An 18,698-nucleotide genomic window follows, 5' to 3' on the forward strand; every position below is an offset into this window, starting at 1 on the left:
TGGTTACCTGGTCGAGTAACTAACCCATTAACCAGCGGAGGACTCGTGATCGAAGAAGGCAAGCCGCTCTTCCTCCAGATCGCCGAGCAGATCGAGGACTCGATCCTCGACGGCTCTCTCGAGGAGGAATCGCAGGCGCCCTCGACGAACGAGCTCGCCGGCTTCTACCGGATCAACCCCGCGACGGCAGCGAAGGGAGTCGCCATGCTCACCGACAAGGGAGTGCTCTACAAGCGCCGCGGCATCGGCATGTTCGTCGCCGCCGGGGCGAAGGATCTGCTGCTCGGCGAGCGCCGTGCCGCATTCGCCGACCGCTACATCGAACCGCTCATCGCGGAGGCCCGCACACTGGGCCTCGGCTCAGACGACCTCGTCGCGCTGCTGCACGAGCGCGCGACCCAGACACAGCAGAAAGACCAGACAGAAGGGAAGACCACCGCATGACCGCCGTCATCGAGGTCCAGAACCTCACCAAGCACTACAAGGAGAAGAACGCGCTCGACGACGTGTCGCTCAGCCTCGAGGGCGGCGCGATCTACGGACTGCTCGGCCGCAACGGCGCGGGCAAGACCACGCTCATGTCGATCCTGACCGCGCAGAACTTCGAGTCCTCCGGCACCGTGCGCGTCTTCGGCGAGCACCCCTACGAGAACACGCACGTCCTCAACCGGATCTGCTTCGTGCGCGAGAGCCAGAAGTATCCGGATGACGCCTACCCGCGTCACGCGTTCAAGGCGGCGAGCCTGTTCTTCCGCAACTGGAACCAGGAGCTGGCCGACGAGCTCATCGAGCAGTTCCAGCTGCCGATGAAGCAGACCATCAAGAAGCTCTCCCGCGGACAGCTCTCGGCCGTCGGGGTCATCATCGGCCTGGCGTCGCGCGCCGAGCTCACCTTCTTCGACGAGCCGTACCTGGGGCTCGACGCGGTCGCCAGGCAGATCTTCTACGACCGCCTGCTCGAGGACTACGCCGAGCATCCGCGCACGATCGTCCTCTCGTCGCACCTGATCGACGAGGTCTCGAACCTCATCGAGAAGGTCATCGTGATCGACAACGGCAAGATCCTCCTCAACGAAGACACGGATGCCGTGCGCGACCGCGCCGTCACCGTGGTCGGCGATGCGGTCAAGGTCGACGCGTGGGCGGCAGACCGTGAGGTCCTGCACCGCGAGGCGCTCGGCCGAGTGGCATCCGTCACCGTACTCGGAGCGCTGTCGGCCGCCGAGCGCGCCGAGCTCACGGCATCCGGTCTCGATCTGGCTCCGGTGTCGCTGCAGCAGCTGATCGTCCGTCTGACCCAGAAGGCCGAGGCGGGCGCAGCCACCAGAGCCTCCGTCGCGAAAGAGGAGGTGCGCTGATGCGACGCACACTCAACGTCATCCGTCTGCAGCTCATCAACCGTCAGACGTTCATCTGGGTGCCGCTGATCATCCTCGGCTCCGCGGTCGTGATCTCGGTGCTGATCTACGCGATGATCCCCGTCGACACCCCCAAGTACGGCGGTGGCGGCCAGGCTCCGCTCTGGTACTTCTTCGCGATCGGCCTCTCGGCCATGACACTCACCTTCCCGTTCTCGCAGGCGATGAGCATCACGCGGCGCGATTTCTTCTTCGGCACGCTGCTCACCGCGATCCTCGGCAGTGCGCTCATGGGCGTCGTCTTCCTGATCGGCGGCGGAATCGAGACGCTGACGAACGGCTACGGCGTGAACGGCTACGTGTTCTACCTGCCGTGGCTGTGGGAGGCGGGTCCGCTCGGAGCGTTCACCGTTTACTTCACGCTCGCCCTGTTCCTGTTCGTGGTCGGCTTCACCGGTGCGACGATCTACAAGAGCTGGGGACCCACCGTGCTCACGATCGCGGGCGTCGGGCTCGGTCTCGTGCTCGTGGGTCTCGCGTTCCTCGCGACGAGGCTCGAGCTGTGGGACGAGGTGTGGCGGGGCATCCTCGACGCCGGAGCTCTCGGTCTCGCACTGTGGGGTCTCGTCGTGACCGCGGTGCTGGCGGGCATCTCGTTCCTCGCGTTCCGCCGGGCCATCCCCTGATCGTCCGCTGATCACTCGACGCCGGTCGCTCCGAAGAGGGGCGGCCGGCGTCGACGCGTCGCGACCGCTACTCGCCCTCGCCGCCGGACGCAAGCACATGCGTGAACGGATGCCGAGCGGCTAGCGTCACCCTTCGGGGAGGATGACGAGAGGATGCCGTGACGAACATCAGGACACGAGTGCGCGCGCGCCGTCCCGGCATCGTGCGCTCACTGCGCGAGGCGGTCGACCCGGCCCGGCTGCTGCTCGTGGCCAAGACCGCTCTGGCTGTCGGACTCGCGTGGCTGATCGCCCCGCACATGCCCGGCGTCACCGACGAGTACCCGTACTACGCGCCGCTCGGCGCCCTCGTGAGCATGTATCCCACGCTGATGGGGTCGGTGCGGTCGGGGCTGCAGACCCTGCTCGGACTCGCCACCGGCATCGGGCTGGCAGCGATCGTCGTGCTCACCGTCGGCCCGACGTGGTGGACCATCCCGGCCGTGGTCGGCATCGGCGTGCTGGTCTCGGGGACGGGGTGGTTCGGCGTCGGCCGCGAGTACGTGCCCATGGCCGCGCTCTTCGTGCTGATCATCGGCGGCCAGAATGCTGACGACTACTCGATCGGGTACCTGGTGCAGACGGCGGTCGGCGTCGTCGTCGGACTCCTCGTCAACCTGGTGATCGCGCCGGCGCCGCTGACCCTCGCCGCCGCGGCCAAGGTCGACGCGTTCCGCACGCAGCTGAGCGAGCACCTGCACGACATCGGGTCGGCGGTCTCGGAGTCGTGGCCGCCCGAGCACCAGCAGTGGGCCGATGATGCGGCCTCGCTCGCCGACACGACGTCGGAGCTGCGCACGGCCCTGTCGGAGGCCGACGACAGCCGGCGAGGCAACCCACGGGCGCTGGGACGACGGGGGGAGACGCGACACATCCACGCCGAGCTCGCCCGGCTCGACAGGATCGCGCATCTGATCCGCGACATCTCGGACGAGATCGCCGACACCATCTGGGATCGCCCAGGGGCTCTGATGCTCGACGCGGCGCTGCCCGAACCGCTGTCGAACGCGTGCCATGCCGTCGCCGAGGTGATCGCCCAAGAGGATCCCCTGTCGCCCGAGGATCACCGGGTCAGGGGCGAGGCGGCGCGCGCCGTGCGGCTGCTGCTCGAGACCGTCGACGACCGGACCATCGACGCCCGCCGCTCGATGGGGCCGGGAGTGCTCGCGGCCATGCACCTGCGGCGCATCCTGATCCTCAGCGGCCACCGCGACGAGGACGAGGACGAGGACGAGTCGGACGACGGGGCGGGATAGTCGGATCCGACGAGCGACCAGGATCGACGACGGTAGCCGATGTCCGTGCCCCTGCGTAGGATCGGCGGCACGCACCCACGACCTGAGGAGACGACGATGTCCGCCGAGCAGATCACCGAGAAGCCCCTTCCCTACGTCCGCCTCGCGGCGCTGACCCAGAGCGTCGCCTCACAGCCCGAGGTCGCGGGGGTGGTGGGTCCGCTGTTCGATCAGGTGGCCGATGCGATCGTCGCGTCGGGCGGAGAACCGGGGCTCCCGATCGCGGAGTACGACATGAACAAGCACGGCGTGCGCATCACGGTCGGCTTCACCTATGACGGGCCGGCGATCGACGGCCTCGTCATCGTCGAGCTTCCCGCCGTCGAGGATGCGTTCACCGCCACGCACCTCGGCACCATGGCGACGATCGATGACAGCTGGCACGCGCTGAACCAGGCGATCGCCGCGCACGGGGCGACGGCGCAGGGCGCCTGCCGTGAGGTCTATCTGCAGTCGGAGTCCGAAGATCAGGCCGACTGGATCACCGAGCTCCAGCAGCCGGTCACCCGCAGCTGATCGTCAGAGCGCTCCGGCGAGCGCCGCGATGCCGACGATCACCGAGACGAGCGCGAGCACCAGGGCGATCGCGATCAGCACGGCGTGCACCTTGAGGAACGCCGTCGCCTTGCCGTCGGTATCCCGTGCCCGCGGGTCGGTCGCGACGCGCTTGTAGAAACGGGGCCACACCAGCACGTTGAAGGCGGCGTTGAGGAAGAGCACGACGGCGAGAGCGATCACCACTCCACGCTAACGCCCGCGGCACGAGTCGCCGGACACCCGGCATCCGTCTCCCCGGGACGGAATCCCGCCAGAACCCCGAAAAAACATACCGAGTCCATGTATCAGGAGCCTCTTGCCGTGCTCCTTACCGGTGTGATCACAATGGGACTCATGATCGACGGCGCACCCGACGGCGCCGCCCTCGATCCTGCACCGGACGACGGAGCAGCACGCTGGAGGCGTGCCGCCGAGTTCTTCGACGCATGGCGGGACGGCGAGAGCCGCGCGATGGACGACCTCGTGCGGCTGATGACGCCTGTGCTCTGGCATGTCGTGCGCGCCTACGGACTCGACCGCACACTGGCCGAAGACGTCGTCCAGACGACGTGGCTGCAGCTGGTTCGCGGGCACCGCTCGATCAGTGATCCGAAAGCGGTGTCGGCCTGGCTGACGACCACCGCTCGCCGCGAGGCCTGGCGGGCCGGGAAGGCCCAGAACAGGGTCGACACGACCGAGTCGGATACTCTCGACGCACTGCTTCCCACGCAGCAGTCGGCCGAGCACCACGCCACCGTCGGCGACGAGAAGCGACGGCTGTGGGCAGCGGTTCACCTCCTCGCCGACCGATGCCAGCGACTGCTGCGAGTGATCGCCTTCGAGGAGCGACCGGATTACGCCCGCCTCGCCGCCGATCTCGCGATGCCGGTCGGCAGCATCGGCCCCACCCGCCAGCGCTGCCTCGCGAAGCTGCGCGAGCTGCTCGACGCACCGACACCACGAACGGAGGACAGCTCATGAGCGAGAACGATCGCGCCAACGGCGGCGACAACCATGAGGATGCCGAGCTGTTCGCGCAGCTGCGTTCGCTCTGGCGTGACGTCGATCCGATGCCGGCCGCCCTCATCGACCGCATGATCGCGGCCGTGGCAGCCGAGGGGCTGTCGGAGGAGTACGCGCTGCTCACCCTCATCGAGGAACCGCTCGGAGCCGTTCGCGGCGACGCCGACGCGCTCACCCTGCAGTTCAGCGACGGCACGACCAGCATCCTGCTGCACGTCACGCGCACGGCGAGCGGTGCGCACCGGGTCGACGGCTGGGTCGACTCGATCTCGGGTGCGATCGAACTGGCTCAGGGCGAGAGCATCCGCACGACGACCGCGAACGACACCGGCCGCTTCCTGTTCGACGACGTGCCCGACGGGTTGACCCGCGTGCGCCTGAGCACCACGGTCGGCGACCAGGAGCGCACTCTGTCGACCCCGCAGTTCGAGTTGTGATCCACCGCGGGGCGACCCGCGCATGACGGGGCGACCCGTGCACACCACCGCTGGGCGACTCCCGCACCACGCAGGACCTCACTCACCGGAAGCGGGCCGACCCGCACACACCGCGGGGTCCCCCGCACAGGACGCGGGCTCATCCCGCAGAGGACGCGGGTCCGCCCGCGAGGAGAGGATCGACGATGGAGCGGCCCAAGGGGTGGAGCTGGCAGGACCGGGCCGAGGGATCGATCAGACGGGGGACGGCGCTGGACCCGTCGGTCGAACCCGTCGAGGACGTCAGGGCGTTCCCCACCGCGTATCTGCAGGAGCGGCTGCTGATCACGCAGGATCAGGAGAACGGTCAGGAGGAGTACGACGAGGAGATCCGCGAGCTGCGCGATGCTGCCGGCTCGTTCGGCTGGATGCTCGAGATCGATTCGCCGGATGCTCTGCGCGCGGCTGATCCGCTGGTCCCCGGCGTGCCGGGGTTCCTGCGCGCTCGCCTGACCACTCCCGACGAGCCGACCCGCGGCGAGTCGCCGGTGCCGCCGGACGCCTGGCGCGTGCTGCAGCGCGCGCGGCGCAGCTCCGGCACGTCGATGCCGCGAACCAGCCTCGAGCATGTGCTGTCGATCGACCCCGTCGGACTCAACCCGTTCAGCCGAACGAATCCCTTCAGCCGCACCAACCCGTTCAGCCGCACCAACCCGGTGCGCGGCGCGGGCGGAGGGGCCGGAGGCAGCGACGACTACCTCGAGCCCGGGCGCGGCGCGCGCCAGCCGGTGACCTGGCTCGGACCGGCTCCCCGGCGCACGGCGGACCCGAAGCGCGGCCGACGTCCGGTGGTGGCGGTGCTCGACACGGGATGCGGTGTGCACGACTGGCTGCCGGACGACATCGTCACCCGGCACATCGAGATCGACGGCATGCCGATCGGACTCACCGACGACGCAGACCCCGAGGTCTATCCGGATCTCTACGGGCAGCTCGACGGCGAGATCGACGCCGTCGCCGGGCACGGCACGTTCATCGCGGGCATCATCCGCCAGACGGCGCCGGATGCCGACATCCTGTCGATCCGCATGGCCGGCGCACTGGGCGTGATCGACGAGAGCACCTTCCTGACGACCGTCGCGCAGGTCGTCGAGCTGCTGCGGCGACACCGCGAGGACCCGTCGACCGGGCATCCGATCGACGTGCTCAACCTGTCGCTCGGGTACTACCACGAGACCCCGGTCGACGGTCAGTTCAGCCGGACCCTCGACGCGCTGCTCTCCGCGGCGCGAGAGCTGGGATGCGTGGTGGTGTGCTCGGCGGGCAACGACGCGATCGACCGACCGTCGTTCCCGGCATCGCTGTGGCCGTGGCCCGGTGCCGACAACGGCATCCCCCGTGATCACGCTGCGCCGCATGTGTCGGTCGGGGCTCTCAATCCGTCGGGCCGCTCGGTCGCGCTGTTCTCGAACGTCGGCCCCTGGGTGCAGGTCTACGCCCCCGGCGCCGCCGTCGTGAGCACGTCACCGGCCTTCGTCGGAGGCGAGCAGGCGACGACCAGAGCGGACGTCGACGGACTGCGGCGCGAGACGATCGACCCGGACGACTACCGCGGAGGCTTCTCGATCTGGAGCGGCACGTCGTTCGCGGCTCCGTATGTCGCGGGGCGCATCGCGGCACAGTGGGGCTCCGTGCCGGCACAGGGCGTCACGGCGGACGCAGCGGCCAAGGCCGTCGCCTCCGTGCTCAAGACCCTGCCCTCACCCGTGACGGGAGGGTAGCCGCGCGCGTCTGATCACAGCACACCTTCCCTGAGGCCAGACATACCGGCATTCTGGTGCAATGCCCCTGTCTGCTCTCGAGCTGCATCAGCGCGGCGTCGACGCAGCCAACTCCCGACGGTTCGCCCAGGCGCGGCGTGCGCTGACCGCCGCATCGGCGCGCACGGACGACGCCGATCTGCGTGCCCGCATCGACGGGACCATGGCCTACGTGCTCGCCCAGACCGGCCAGCCGGTGGAAGCCGAGCGACTGTCGCGCGAAGCGCTGTCACGGCCGGGCCTCAGCGACGAGACAGTCGCCCTCGCGAACGGCCAACTCGGCACGTTGCTCATGCACGGCGGACGGCTCGACGACGCCGACCTGTTCCTCACCAGGGCGATAGACGGCCTCGACGAGGGCTCGATCGAGAGCGCCAACTGCCTGATGAGCCGGTCGATCGTCAGTATGCAGAGGCACCGGCTCGACGCCTGCACGGCCGATCTGCAGCGGGCCATCGCGGCCTATGAGGCCCACGGGGCCAAGGAACCGCTGGCCGAAGCGCGCCACAATCTCGGCTACGCCGCGCTGCTCGGCGGCGACCTCGTCACCGCACTCGGGCTGATGACCCGATCGCGTCCGATCCTCGCCGCGACCAGCGACCTCGCCGCCGCGATCAGCGACCTCGATCGGGCCGAGGTGCTGCGCGATGCCGGCCTCACGACCGAGGCCGAAGAACTGCTCGGCACGGTCGCGGTGCGATTCGGTGCACAGCGGATGCGGCAGGCGCGAGGCGAGGCCGAATTCCATCTCGCCCGATCGCTGCTGCGGCACGACGCCTCGTCGGCCGAGCGTGCCGCGGCGACCGCATCCCGTCGCTTCGCCGGCCTGGGAAGCGAGAGCTGGGCCGCCCGCGCCGACGCGGTGCGGCTGGAAGCGCAACTGCGAACTCGACCTCACAAGCCGCCGGCCGCCGAGGACTTCTCTCGCACGGTGGACGCGCTCACGCGGGGAGGATTCCGCACCGAAGCGGCTGCGGTGTCACTCACCGCTCGGCTGGCCGACGGAGGTCGCCTGCCCCGACTCACCCCTGACGCCCCGACGCCGCTGCGTCTGCGCGCGCACGAGGTGCGTGCGGTGCGTGCCGCCGCACGGGGCAGGGATGCCGATGCTCGCCGGGCCGCCGCCGAGGGCCTCGACCTGCTCACCACGTGGCAGCAGTCGTTCGGAGCGCTCGACCTGCAGGCGTCGGTGGCCATGCACGGCACCGAGCTGATGTTCGCCGGTCTCGCCGCGGCCGCGCGATCGCGCGATCCCGAGGTGCTGTTCGAGTGGTCCGAGCGTGCCAGGCATCTCAGCCAGCAGGTCGCACCGGTGCGCCCGCCGCACGATGCCGAACTGTCGGCCGACCTCGCCGAGCTGCGGATGCTGCGCGCCGACCTCGCGGGGTCGGACTGGACGACCGACGCCCGGGTGCGCGAGCTGCGGGATCGAGTACGTGACCGCCAGTGGTCGTCGACCGGCGTCGGCGAGAGCCACGAACGCCTGGGTCTCTCCGAGACCCGAGCGCGACTCGACGAGGACACAGCGATCCTCGCCTACCTCTTCACGCGCGAGGAGCTGCTGTGCGTCGTCGTGACGACATCCGGCTCGTCGATCGTCGAGCTGGCGCTGCCGCGCATCGAGGCCGCGCTCGACGGACTCCGCGCCGACCTCGACGTGGCGGCTCTGACCCACGGCGGGCCGATGGCGCACGTCGTGGCGCGTTCGCTCGACGACAGACTGCGACGACTCGACGAGGCCCTCCTGGCACCTGCGCGCGCGGCGTCGGGAGGAGCGGCACGTCTGGCCCTGACGGTTCCCGGCATCCTGGGCGGCATCCCGTGGGCGATGCTCCCGGGAATGCGCGGAACTCCGTTCACCATCGCGACGTCGGTGTCTCGCCTGCTCGGCGGCTCCGATCGCCGCCCGCCACAGGCCTCCCGCGCAGGTTTCGCGACCGGCCCCCGCGTCGCGCGCGCCGAAGAGGAGGTGCGCCGGGCCGCCGCAGCGTGGGCAGGCGCCAGGATGCTGACCGGCGACAGCGCGCGGGTCAGTGCCGTCACCGAGCTCGCCGAGCAGGTCGACGTGCTGCACATCGCCGCCCACGGTCGTCACGCGGTCGACAACCCGCTGTTCTCAGGGTTCGAACTCGTCGACGGCACCCTGTTCGGGTACGACGTCGACCTGATCTCGCGTCCGCCCGAGACCGTCGTGCTCTCGGCGTGCGAACTCGGCCGCTCGTCGGTGCGCTGGGGCGAGGAGGCGCTGGGCATGACGCGCGTCTGGCTGCACGCCGGCACCGGCTGCGTCATCGCCGCCCCTGTCGTGGTCGCCGACGACGTCGCCTGCGAGCTGCTCGGGGCCGTGCACTCCGAGCTGGCCACCGGTGCCAGACCTGCGGACGCGCTGGCCGCGGCATCGGAATCCACAGGCCTCAGCGCGCCTTTCCAGTGCCACGGAAGCGGACTCTGAAACTTTTCTCCAGTCGATGTATCAGAACATCGGTGACCCGCTCCTTATCTCCAGAAGGTGCCAGCGAAGGGCTTCGGAAACGAAGCGCGAGGGAGGCGCAGTCGAACTGGGGAAACCCTCGTGCACTGGGGAGTGTGAGGGGACGACAGGACACCATCTACTCCGGGGATGTCGCGAGAGGGGTCGCGGCATCCCCACCAGGAGTCCGGCACCGCGTTGCTTGTGAGGTCCGAGGACTGATCGGCAGGTCAGGCCGTCATGACCTCGTACCCCGCGTCGCGGAACGCGGCGAGCGCGGCGTCGTCGGAACCGTCGTCGGTCAGGAGAACGGGGAACAGCTCCGGGCCGCCGACGGCCGCGAACGCCACGGTGCCGATCTTGCTGCTGTCGGTGACGACCACGGCTCGGCGGGCGCGCTCGGCCATCATGCGGTTGACGGCTGCCTCGCGTTCATCCTGCGTGGTGGCGCCGGCCGCGGCATCCATCCCGTTGACCCCGATGAAGGCGATGTCGAGTCGCACTCCGCGCAGCAGCTGCTCGACGAACGGACCCACCAGCTCGTAGCTGCGCGAGTGGATCACCCCGCCGGTCACGACGACCTTGATGTCGGGTCTGGTGGCGAGCTGGGCGGCGATGTTCACGGCGTTGGTGACGACCGTGATGCCCGGGCCTGCGGCGAGATCGTCCCGAGCGGCGAGCGCTGCGGCGATGGCGGTGGTCGTGGTTCCGCCCGAGAGCCCGACGACCATGCCCGGCGCCACGAGGGCGGCGGCGGCCTGGGCGATGCTCTCCTTCTGCTGCGAGCGCTGGTGGCTCTTGTAGCGGATCGGCAGCTCGTAGGCGACCGAGTGGGCGACCGCCCCGCCGTGGGTGCGCGTGAGCAGACGCTGCTCGGCGAGCGAGTCGAGATCACGGCGCGTCGTGGCGGCCGAGGCTCCGAAGCGCTCGACGAGCTCGTCGACGTTCACCTCGCCGTCCGCGGCCAGCAGGTCGAGGATCGCGTTCAGTCGGGCGGCGCGCTTCATGTCACCATCCTGCCCGGCATCGCGTGACTCACCCCGCCACCTCGGTGGACTCGAGGGCGAACAGGCGCAGCATCCGCGCCGCCTCCCCGGCGAGCGCATCGCGCGCGGGGGTGAGGTACTTGCGCGAGTCGACGAGCTTCGCATCCGCGTCGAGGGTCGCGCGGATCGCGCGGGTGAAGAACCCGTTCAGGTGCGTCGAGACGTTGATCTTCGTCATGCCGGCCCTCACGGCGTCGGCGATCACGGCGTCGGCTACCCCGGATGATCCGTGCAGCACCAGCGGCACGTCGAGTGCGTCCCTCAGCCGCGCGATCAGCTCGAGGTCGAGGGATGCCGTGCGGTCCGTCATGGCGTGCGACGAGCCCACCGCGACGGCGAGCGCGTCGACGCCGGTCGCTGCGACGAACGCGCGCGCCTCGTCGGGGTCGGTGCGCACACCGGGGGCGTGGGCGCCGTCCTTGCCGCCGACCTCGCCCAGCTCGCCCTCGACGTAGACGCCTGCCGCGTGCGCCCGCTCGGCGACGGCAGCGGTCAGCGCCACGTTCTCGTCGTACGGCAGCGCACCGCCGTCGAACATGACCGAGCCGAAGCCCAGCGCGATGGCCTCGTCGACGAGCTCGGGGCGCTCGGCGTGATCCAGGTGCACCGCGACCGGGGTCTGCGCGCGCCGCGCGACGGCGAGCGTCGCCAGAGCGATCGGCTCGAGGCCGCCGTGGTAGTCGGCGCAGTTCTGCGAGATCTGCAGGATCACGGGCAGTCCGGCGTCGGCAGAGGCGCGTACGAGCCCCTCGGCGGTCTCGAGGTGGATCACGTTGAAGGCGCCGATGCCGGCGCCGCGGGCTGCGGCATCCGTCACGAGCTCTCGGGCGGAGACCAGGGTCACAGAGGGTCCTCTCGAACGGGGGAATCGTAGGGGGTGACGACGAGGCGCTCCTCGAGCGCCGCCCAGTCGTCGGAGATCTCGCCGGCGAGCGGCATGAGCACGGCGGCGGCCGACCACGCGGTGGCGCGTCGCAGAATCGTTGCGGGATCCCGGATGCCGTCGGCGTAGAGCACGGCGCACGCGGCCACTCCCGCGTCGCCCGCACCGGTCGGGTTGCCGGCCAGCGGGGCATCGAGGCGCGCATGCAGCACGTCGGAGGCCGTGACGGCGAGCATGCCCTCGGCGCCGAGCGACAGCAGCACGAGGTCGACGCCGCACTCGATCAGCGAACGCGCGCCGTCGACCGGGTCGCTGATGCCGGTCGCCTCGACGAGCTCGGCCGCGTTGGGCTTGAGGACGGATGCTCCGGCATCCGCGGCGTGCAGCAGAGCGGGTCCCGAGGTGTCGACGATCACGGGCACACCGGCGTCCCGCGCCGTGCCGATCAGCAGCGGAAGCAGCGTCTCAGGAGCACCGGGCGGCAGGCTGCCCGAGATCACGAGCACGCGCGCGCCGGGAAGCGCATCGACGACCTCGCCCAGCATCGCAGCCCACTCGGGGTCGGAGGGGTTCACGCCCCGCTCGTTCACGATCGTCGTGTCGCCGAGGGTCTCGTCGACCAGCGCGATGCTCTGCCGCGTGGCTCCGACCACGGTGACCAGGCGATGGGGCACGCCGCTGGCCCCGAGCTCTGCGGCGAGCTCGACACCGCTGCGACCGCCGGCCGTCGACACGGCGAGCACCGAGGCGCCCTGCGCGTGGGCGACCCGGGCGACGTTCAGGCCTTTGCCGCCGGCACGCACCGCACCGGCATCCGCTCGGTGGGTCTCGCCGAGGGTCAGTCGCTCGACGTGCCAGGTGAGGTCGAGCGCGGGGTTCGGGGTGACGGTGAGGATCATGCCAGCTCCCTCGCGCGCAGCGCCGCGCCCAGGATGCCGGCATTGCCCGACAGCTCCGCCGGCACGAGCTCAGGAAGGCGATGGAAGCTCAGACGCTCCGCCAGTCGTGCCCGCAGCTCGTCGAAGAGCGCTCCCCCGGCGCGGGAGAGTCCACCACCGATCACGATCGCCTCGGGGGCGATGACGGCGGTGAGCTGCGCGAGGGACAGGGCGAGGGCGTCGAGCGCCGAGTTCCAGATCTCGGAGGCGACGCGGTCGCCGGCCGCCGCGCGGGCGATCACGTCCTTCGCGCCGTCGGGGCTGATTCCGGTCGCCTCGCGATAGCGGCGAGCGATGGCGCCGGCAGACGCGACGACCTCGAGGCACCCGCGCGCACCGCACGCGCACACCGGTCCGTCGGCGATCGGCGAGTGGCCGATCTCGCCCGCGTAACCGCCGGCGGTGTACGGCTCGCCGCCCACCAACAGGGCACCCGCGATGCCCGTGCCGATGACCAGCACGACGGAGTTCGAGTAGGCGCGGGCGCCCCCGAGGCGGTGCTCGGCCCAGCTCGCCGCCCGCACGTCGTGATCGAACGCGACGGGCAGACCGAGCTTCTCCGACGCGAGGTCGCGCAGCGGCGAGTTCCGCCAGCCGAGATTGCTCGCGAAGACGCCGAGGCCGGCCTCCGCGTCGACGATCCCCGGCACCACGAGTCCTGCCGCCTGCGGCACGACACCTGGGTGGTCGGCCCGCAGTTCGGCGGCGAGCACGCCCAGGCGCTCGATCAGCGCCTCCGTGCGGTCCCCCTCGGCGACGGGGGTCGGCGTGCGGCGGAGGCTTAGAGCCGTACCGTCGGCATCGAACAGCGCCGACTTGATGTCGGTGCCGCCCACGTCGAACGCGAGCACCGGCGCGCCGTGACCGAGCGGGCGCGCGGCGGCGAGCCGCTCGCCCGACGCGTCGCTCACGACGTCGGCGATGCTCGCGGCATCCTCAGTGCTGGTCATCGATCGCTCCGCTGGTGGGTCGGGTCATGCATCCAGGATGACGGATCGCGTGAGGTTGCGCGGCTGGTCGGGGTCGAGCCCGCGGGCGACGGCCCTGTCGAGGGCGACGCGGTGCAGGCGCACGAGGTCGGCGAGCGGGTCGACCGGATGCTGCACGAAGCGGGCCCCGGTGGCCTCGACCTGCGCGGCCAGGCCTTCGGGCGCCTCGCCGAACTGCCAGGTGACGCGGCCGGGGGCGGCGATCGCGATCGGACCGTGGCGGTACTCCATCGACGGGTACGACTCGGTCCACGACTGCGACGACTCGCGCATCTTCAGCGCGGCCTCGTGCGCGAGGCCGACCGTCCACCCACGGCCGAGGAACGAGTACTGCTCGGCGTCGCGGAGCTCGTCGTCGTAGTCCGCCGTGAGCACGGCGGCCGCATCGGCGATCGCCGCGGTGAGGTCCTCACCGAGCGAGGCACGGAAGAGGGCCAGGGCCGTGGTCGCGAAGCGGGTCTGCACGACCGACTTCTCATCGGCGAAGGGCAGCAGCACGGCGTCGTCGACGAGCGAGACGAGCGGCGATGTCTCGTCGCCGATCACGCCGATCGTGGGCACGCGGCCCTTGATGCGCTCGACCAGCTCGAGCACCTCGGTCGTCGTGCCCGAGCGCGTCAGTGCGACGACCGCGTCGTAGCCGCGGTCGACGAACGACTCGGATGCGGCGAACGCATCGGTCTCGCCCTGGCCCGCGGTCTCGCGGAGGAACGCGTAGGACTGCGCCATGAACCACGAGGTTCCGCAGCCGACGACGGCGATGCGGGCTCCGGATGCCGGGAGCAGCGCCTGCGCGTCGCGGAGATCCGCCGCGCGGGCCCAGGTCTCGGGCTGCGAATTCAGTTCTTCGCGCATGTGTGCGCCGGGCAGAAGTTCGGTCATGTCGGGCCCTCCGGACCAGATGTTGCAACTTTGTGATTGTTTAGCGGCTTATTCGATCATAGTATGTCGACATTAGGAATCGTTGCAAGGTTCCTCTTGATTTGTTTATTCTCCTGACAAATAATCGAACAAGTTCCACCGCCCCTCCGGAGATCCGGTCCATGGAGGGTTCCTCGAGCCGACCCGGCTTGAACCGATCGTCCCGCCACCGGGGGAGGCGATCACACGCACCGTCGCGTGCTGTGCTTGCGACTGTGCACCACCTACACAGTGAGGAATGCAATACACATGAAGAAGTCACTGCGATTCGGTGCTGTCGCTCTTGCGGCCACCGCCACGCTCACGCTCGCTTCGTGCGGGTTCGGCGGCTCGACAGGAGGCGGCGGAGACGCCGAGGGCGAGACGACGCTCAACCTTCTGGTCCCCAGCTACTCCGACGCCACCAAGGGCCTGTGGGAAGACGTGATCGAGGGTTTCGAGAAGGAGAACCCTGACATCACGGTCGACCTCGAGGTGCAGTCGTGGGACAACCTCGAGAAGGTCGTCTCCACCAAGATCCAGGCCGGCGAGGCTCCCGACATCTACAACGGCGGTCCGTTCGCCGGATTCGTCGGCGACGAACTGCTCTACCCGGTCGAAGACGTCGTCTCGGAGGAGACCTACTCCGACTTCCAGGACGCGTTCCTCGCGAACGCCGAGGTCGACGGCACGGCCTACGCCCTGCCGCTGATCGCATCGGCCCGTGCGCTGTTCGTCAACAACGCGCTGCTCGAGCAGGCCGGCGTCGAGGCTCCGACGACCTGGGACGAGCTGCTCGACGCTGCGACCAAGGTGTCGGCACTCGGTGGCGGCGTGGCCGGCTACGGCATGCCCCTCGGCTCCGAAGAGGCTCAGGCCGAAGCGGCCGTGTGGCTGTGGGGCGGCGGCGGATCGTTCGGCGACGCGTCCGAGATCACGATCGACACCCCCGAGAACCTCGAAGGCGCCGAGCAGATCAAGAAGATGATCGACGCCGGTGCGACGCAGGCCGACCCCGGCTCGACGCAGCGTTCGCCCCTGATGGACATCTTCATCCAGGGCAAGATCGGCATGCAGGTCGGCCTGCCGCCGACGGTCGGCCAGATCGAAGAGGGCAACCCCGAGCTCGACTACTCGATCGTCCCGATCCCGACGAAGGACGGTTCGCCCTTCACCCTCGGCGTCATGGACCAGCTGATGGCCTTCCAGAACGACGGCGACAAGCAGGAGGCGATCACCGCCTTCTTCGACTACTACTACTCGGCAGACGTGTACGTGCCGTGGGTGCAGGCAGAGGGCTTCCTGCCCGTCACCAAGTCCGGTGCCGAGCAGCTCGCCGGTGAGGAGGCGCTCGCGCCGTTCCTCGAGGTCCTGCCCGACGCGCAGTTCTACCCGTCGACGAACGAGAAGTGGTCGGCCACCGACGGCGCCTTCAAGTCGCTGTTCGGCCAGCTGCAGTCGAAGCCGGCCCAGGACGTCCTGGCCGAGATCCAGGCACAGGTCGACGCGGGCTGAGCCCCGCAGACGGAGAGGTTCGGGTATCCCATGAGCCAGACGAAAGAATCCTCGAACCTCGCGGGGGCGGCCACCGGCCGCCCCCGCACCCCGGGCCGCCGATCGGGCGCCGCCCGCGGCAAGCCGGGAGGGAAGGACCTGCTCCAGGCGCTGCCCTGGATCGCGCCCGCCCTGCTCCTCATCATCGGCGTGGTCCTGTTCCCCGCCGGGGTGATGTTCTTCAACTCCACCCGTGACATCTCGCTCTCGGGCCTCGACAAGGGCTCGGTCGGCTTCGACAACTTCGTGACCGTGTTCACGTTCGCCGAGTTCTGGCCGATCATGTTCCGCACGATCATCTGGGTCGTCGCGGTGGTGACCTTCACCGTGATGATCTCGCTCGGGCTCGCGCAGATCCTCAACAAGGCCTTCCCCGGTCGCCAGATCGTCCGCATGGCCGTGATCGTGCCCTGGGCGGCATCCGTCGTGATGACGACGATGGTCTTCTACTACAGCCTCGAGCCGTACTTCGGCGTCTTCAACAAGTTCCTCTACGACATCGGGCTCGCAGACGACGCGGTCGGCTACGGCTGGACCAAGAACCCGGCCACCGCCTTCGCCTGGTCGATCGTGATCGCGATCTTCGTCTCGCTGCCGTTCACGACCTACACGATCCTCGCGGGCCTCCAGACGGTTCCGGCCGACACCCTCGAAGCCGCGAAGATGGACGGCGCCGGCGCGACCCGCACCTACTGGACGGTCGTCGTGCCCCAGCTGCGCAGCGCCCTCGCCGTCGCGATCCTCATCAACATCATCAACGTCTTCAACTCGCTGCCGATCCTCAAGGTGATGACCGGGTCGATCCCCGGATACGGCGCCGACACGATCATGACGATGATCTTCAAGTACATCGAGCTGCAGAAGAAAGTCGACGTCGCGAGCGCACTCTCGGTCGTCGCCTTCCTCATCGTGATCGTGATCGTCGCGATCTACGTCAAGGCCGTCAAGCCCATGAAGGAGGTCTGATCATGACCCTGACCGAGACCGCCCTCGTCACCACCGCGGGCGATGACGCCGCCCCTCGCATCCCCGGACGCAAGCGCCGCTACACCGAGGACCAGGTCACGCTTCCCCGCGTCATCCTGCGCATGGCAGCCGGCATCCTGGTGCTCGCGATCTTCGTGCTGCCGTACCTGATCATGTTCTTCGGCTCCGTGAAGACGAAGTCGCAGATCCGCTCGGTCGACCCGACGTACCTGCCGATCGAGTGGCACTGGGAGAACTACATCTCGATGTGGTCGACCCCCGAGACGCCGCTGCCCTACAACCTCATCTCGACGATCATCATCGCCGTGTTCGCGACGCTGCTCGTGCTGCTGGTCTCGCTGCCCGCGGCCTACTACACCGCCCGCTTCAAGTTCCCCGGGCGCATGGTCTTCCTGTTCCTGGTGATCGTGACGCAGATGCTGCAGCCGGCCGTGCTCACCTCGGGCCTGTTCCGCCAGTTCACGGTGCTCGGACTCAGCGACACGTGGGCGGCGATGATCTTCATCAACGCCGCGTTCAACCTGTCGTTCGCGGTGTGGATCATGCACTCGTTCTTCGCGGGCATCCCGAAGGAGATCGACGAGGCCGCCCAGATCGACGGCGCGGGGCGCTTCACCGTGCTGTTCAAGATCAACCTGCCGCTCGTCTGGCCGGGCATCGTGACGGCCATCGTCTTCACGTTCGTCGCCTGCTGGAACGAGTTCGCCGCATCGCTCGTCATCCTCTCGACCGACAAGAACCAGCCGCTCTCGGTCGCATTGACCAAGTTCGTCGGTCAGTACGAGACGAGCTGGCAGTACGTGTTCGGCGTCTCGATCGTCGCGATCCTGCCCGTCGTCATCCTGTTCATGCTCATCGAGAAGCGCCTCGTCGGCGGCCTGACCGCCGGCAGCGTCAAGTAGACCTCGGGCCCGTCGCGGGGCGTCCGGTTCGCAGTTCGTGCCGCCGGGCGCACCCGCGAGCGGCACGAACTGCGACGGGAACCTCGACTCTGACGCCTACCGCGCAGGCAGCTCGACCCCGGTCGCGTCAGCGAGGGCCGCGAGGAGCCGCTCCTGGAAGGATGTGTCGTCGACGGCCGGGTGGGGTGTGCGCCGCTCGCCGTGGTGCCAGTATCCGCCGGTGACGTCGAGACGCGGCTCGGTCGCGAGGCGCTCCTGCGTCTCATGCCCGAGATCGAAGTCGTCGGGGGCGCCGGCACCGCCCATCTTCGTCGGCACCCATCCAGGATCCACCGAGTCGGCCGCGACGCGAGGCGCCCACCGTCGGGCGACCGCCGCCGACAGAGCCGTGACGAACAGCTTGCTGTCGGAGTAGCTGGCCGTCGTCCGCGAGCCGTCCCAGTCGAGCTCTGTGAGATCGGTCGAGCCGCCGCGATGCATCCCGCTGCTGAGGTAGACGTGACGTGTGGGCGTGCGCAGCAGCGCGGTGAGCAGGTAGGGACTGACCACGTTGACGGGCAGGATGCCGGACCCCGAGATGACACCGGCGTTGTGGATGACCGCGTCGACCTCCGCTCCCCCGTTCAGCTCGTCGGCGACATCCCTGACGGCGCGGCGATCCGTGAGGTCGGCGATGACGAGATCGGCACCGCGATCCGTCAGCGATGACACGGCGGCTGCTCGATCCGCGCTGCGCGCATGGACGATCACCCGATGGCCCTGGTCGAGAAGTGCGGCGGCCGTCGCGCGGCCGAGACCGTCCGTGGAGCCCGTGACGAGGATGCGTGTCATGACCCCATCCTCTCGCGATGCTCA

General features: G+C 69.5%; 19 protein-coding genes. 12 read left to right on the forward strand and 7 right to left on the reverse strand.

Features of this window, described 5'->3' with window-relative positions:
• The first annotated feature begins 45 nt into the window (after positions 1-45).
• The 5 genes from ACZZZF_RS10690 to ACZZZF_RS10710 all read left to right on the forward strand — a co-directional run bounded on the left by ACZZZF_RS10690 (position 46) and on the right by ACZZZF_RS10710 (position 3,894).
• Positions 46-444 (forward strand): GntR family transcriptional regulator, encoded by a 399-nt coding sequence (locus ACZZZF_RS10690; protein ID WP_053098362.1) that lies wholly within the window; start codon positions 46-48, stop codon positions 442-444.
• Entirely contained in the window at positions 441-1,358 is a 918-nt protein-coding gene (locus tag ACZZZF_RS10695) for an ABC transporter ATP-binding protein (protein WP_056275931.1), read from the forward strand. Before ACZZZF_RS10690 ends, ACZZZF_RS10695 begins: the two co-directional genes overlap by 4 nt.
• A complete protein-coding gene (locus ACZZZF_RS10700) occupies positions 1,358-2,044 on the forward strand; it encodes a hypothetical protein (protein ID WP_053098360.1) in 687 nt (228 codons plus the stop codon). Before ACZZZF_RS10695 ends, ACZZZF_RS10700 begins: the two co-directional genes overlap by 1 nt.
• 158 nt (positions 2,045-2,202) lie before the next feature.
• Positions 2,203-3,339 carry an FUSC family protein gene (locus ACZZZF_RS10705; protein ID WP_463498291.1) on the forward strand — a complete coding sequence of 379 codons (1,137 nt, stop codon included), beginning with the start codon at positions 2,203-2,205 and terminating at the stop codon, positions 3,337-3,339.
• 96 nt (positions 3,340-3,435) lie between these two features.
• Complete coding sequence (locus ACZZZF_RS10710) at positions 3,436-3,894, forward strand: GyrI-like domain-containing protein (RefSeq protein ID WP_320489481.1); 459 nt, start codon at positions 3,436-3,438, stop codon at positions 3,892-3,894.
• 3 nt (positions 3,895-3,897) lie between these two features.
• Here ACZZZF_RS10710 and ACZZZF_RS10715 read toward each other — a convergent pair whose 3' ends face one another.
• A complete protein-coding gene (locus ACZZZF_RS10715; RefSeq protein ID WP_394195029.1) occupies positions 3,898-4,116 on the reverse strand; it encodes an SCO4848 family membrane protein in 219 nt (72 codons plus the stop codon).
• 153 nt (positions 4,117-4,269) lie between these two features.
• Between ACZZZF_RS10715 and ACZZZF_RS10720 the strand changes: the two genes are divergently transcribed.
• The 4 genes from ACZZZF_RS10720 (at position 4,270) to ACZZZF_RS10735 (ending at position 9,626) form a co-directional block, all read left to right on the forward strand.
• Positions 4,270-4,896 carry an RNA polymerase sigma factor gene (locus ACZZZF_RS10720; protein WP_463498292.1) on the forward strand — a complete coding sequence of 209 codons (627 nt, stop codon included), beginning with the start codon at positions 4,270-4,272 and terminating at the stop codon, positions 4,894-4,896.
• A complete protein-coding gene (locus tag ACZZZF_RS10725) occupies positions 4,893-5,375 on the forward strand; it encodes a hypothetical protein (RefSeq protein ID WP_056275923.1) in 483 nt (160 codons plus the stop codon). Before ACZZZF_RS10720 ends, ACZZZF_RS10725 begins: the two co-directional genes overlap by 4 nt.
• A gap of 185 nt (positions 5,376-5,560) precedes the next feature.
• Positions 5,561-7,135: a S8 family peptidase gene (locus ACZZZF_RS10730; RefSeq protein WP_463498293.1), complete on the forward strand. Its 1,575-nt coding sequence runs from the start codon at positions 5,561-5,563 to the stop codon at positions 7,133-7,135.
• 61 nt (positions 7,136-7,196) lie between these two features.
• Positions 7,197-9,626, forward strand: coding sequence for a CHAT domain-containing protein (locus tag ACZZZF_RS10735; RefSeq protein WP_463498294.1), 2,430 nt, complete (start codon positions 7,197-7,199; stop codon positions 9,624-9,626).
• A 248-nt stretch (positions 9,627-9,874) separates the two neighbouring features.
• On the opposite strand, the gene ACZZZF_RS10740 is transcribed toward ACZZZF_RS10735, so the two are convergent.
• Genes ACZZZF_RS10740 through ACZZZF_RS10760 form a run of 5 tightly spaced genes read right to left on the reverse strand, consistent with a single transcriptional unit; the run spans position 9,875 to position 14,382 of the window.
• On the reverse strand, positions 9,875-10,651 hold the full coding sequence (locus ACZZZF_RS10740) for a DeoR/GlpR family DNA-binding transcription regulator (RefSeq protein ID WP_053098352.1): 777 nt from the start codon (positions 10,649-10,651) through the stop codon (positions 9,875-9,877).
• A gap of 28 nt (positions 10,652-10,679) precedes the next feature.
• Positions 10,680-11,534 (reverse strand): class II fructose-bisphosphate aldolase, encoded by an 855-nt coding sequence (locus ACZZZF_RS10745; protein WP_463498295.1) that lies wholly within the window; start codon positions 11,532-11,534, stop codon positions 10,680-10,682.
• Positions 11,531-12,472 carry a 1-phosphofructokinase family hexose kinase gene (locus ACZZZF_RS10750; RefSeq protein WP_463498297.1) on the reverse strand — a complete coding sequence of 314 codons (942 nt, stop codon included), beginning with the start codon at positions 12,470-12,472 and terminating at the stop codon, positions 11,531-11,533. Before ACZZZF_RS10750 ends, ACZZZF_RS10745 begins: the two co-directional genes overlap by 4 nt.
• Positions 12,469-13,461, reverse strand: coding sequence for an ROK family protein (locus tag ACZZZF_RS10755; protein WP_394195034.1), 993 nt, complete (start codon positions 13,459-13,461; stop codon positions 12,469-12,471). The genes ACZZZF_RS10750 and ACZZZF_RS10755 overlap by 4 nt, the downstream gene beginning before the upstream one ends.
• Positions 13,462-13,485: 24 nt before the next feature.
• Positions 13,486-14,382 (reverse strand): SIS domain-containing protein, encoded by an 897-nt coding sequence (locus tag ACZZZF_RS10760; RefSeq protein WP_053098349.1) that lies wholly within the window; start codon positions 14,380-14,382, stop codon positions 13,486-13,488.
• 288 nt (positions 14,383-14,670) lie between these two features.
• Here ACZZZF_RS10760 and ACZZZF_RS10765 point away from each other — a divergent pair, with 288 nt between their 5' ends.
• The 3 genes from ACZZZF_RS10765 to ACZZZF_RS10775 are packed head-to-tail and all read left to right on the forward strand — an operon-like array spanning position 14,671 to position 17,843.
• The gene (locus tag ACZZZF_RS10765; protein ID WP_056275906.1) at positions 14,671-15,915 is read left to right on the forward strand and encodes an extracellular solute-binding protein; all 1,245 of its coding nucleotides are present in this window, start codon (positions 14,671-14,673) and stop codon (positions 15,913-15,915) included.
• Between the two features lie 30 nt (positions 15,916-15,945).
• Complete coding sequence (locus tag ACZZZF_RS10770) at positions 15,946-16,920, forward strand: carbohydrate ABC transporter permease (protein ID WP_053098347.1); 975 nt, start codon at positions 15,946-15,948, stop codon at positions 16,918-16,920.
• A 2-nt stretch (positions 16,921-16,922) separates the two neighbouring features.
• The gene (locus tag ACZZZF_RS10775; protein ID WP_171821966.1) at positions 16,923-17,843 is read left to right on the forward strand and encodes a carbohydrate ABC transporter permease; all 921 of its coding nucleotides are present in this window, start codon (positions 16,923-16,925) and stop codon (positions 17,841-17,843) included.
• Between the two features lie 96 nt (positions 17,844-17,939).
• On the opposite strand, the gene ACZZZF_RS10780 is transcribed toward ACZZZF_RS10775, so the two are convergent.
• Complete coding sequence (locus tag ACZZZF_RS10780; protein WP_053098346.1) at positions 17,940-18,674, reverse strand: SDR family NAD(P)-dependent oxidoreductase; 735 nt, start codon at positions 18,672-18,674, stop codon at positions 17,940-17,942.
• Positions 18,675-18,698: the final 24 nt, after the last annotated feature.

The organism is Microbacterium sp. AC215, from assembly GCF_979258645.1.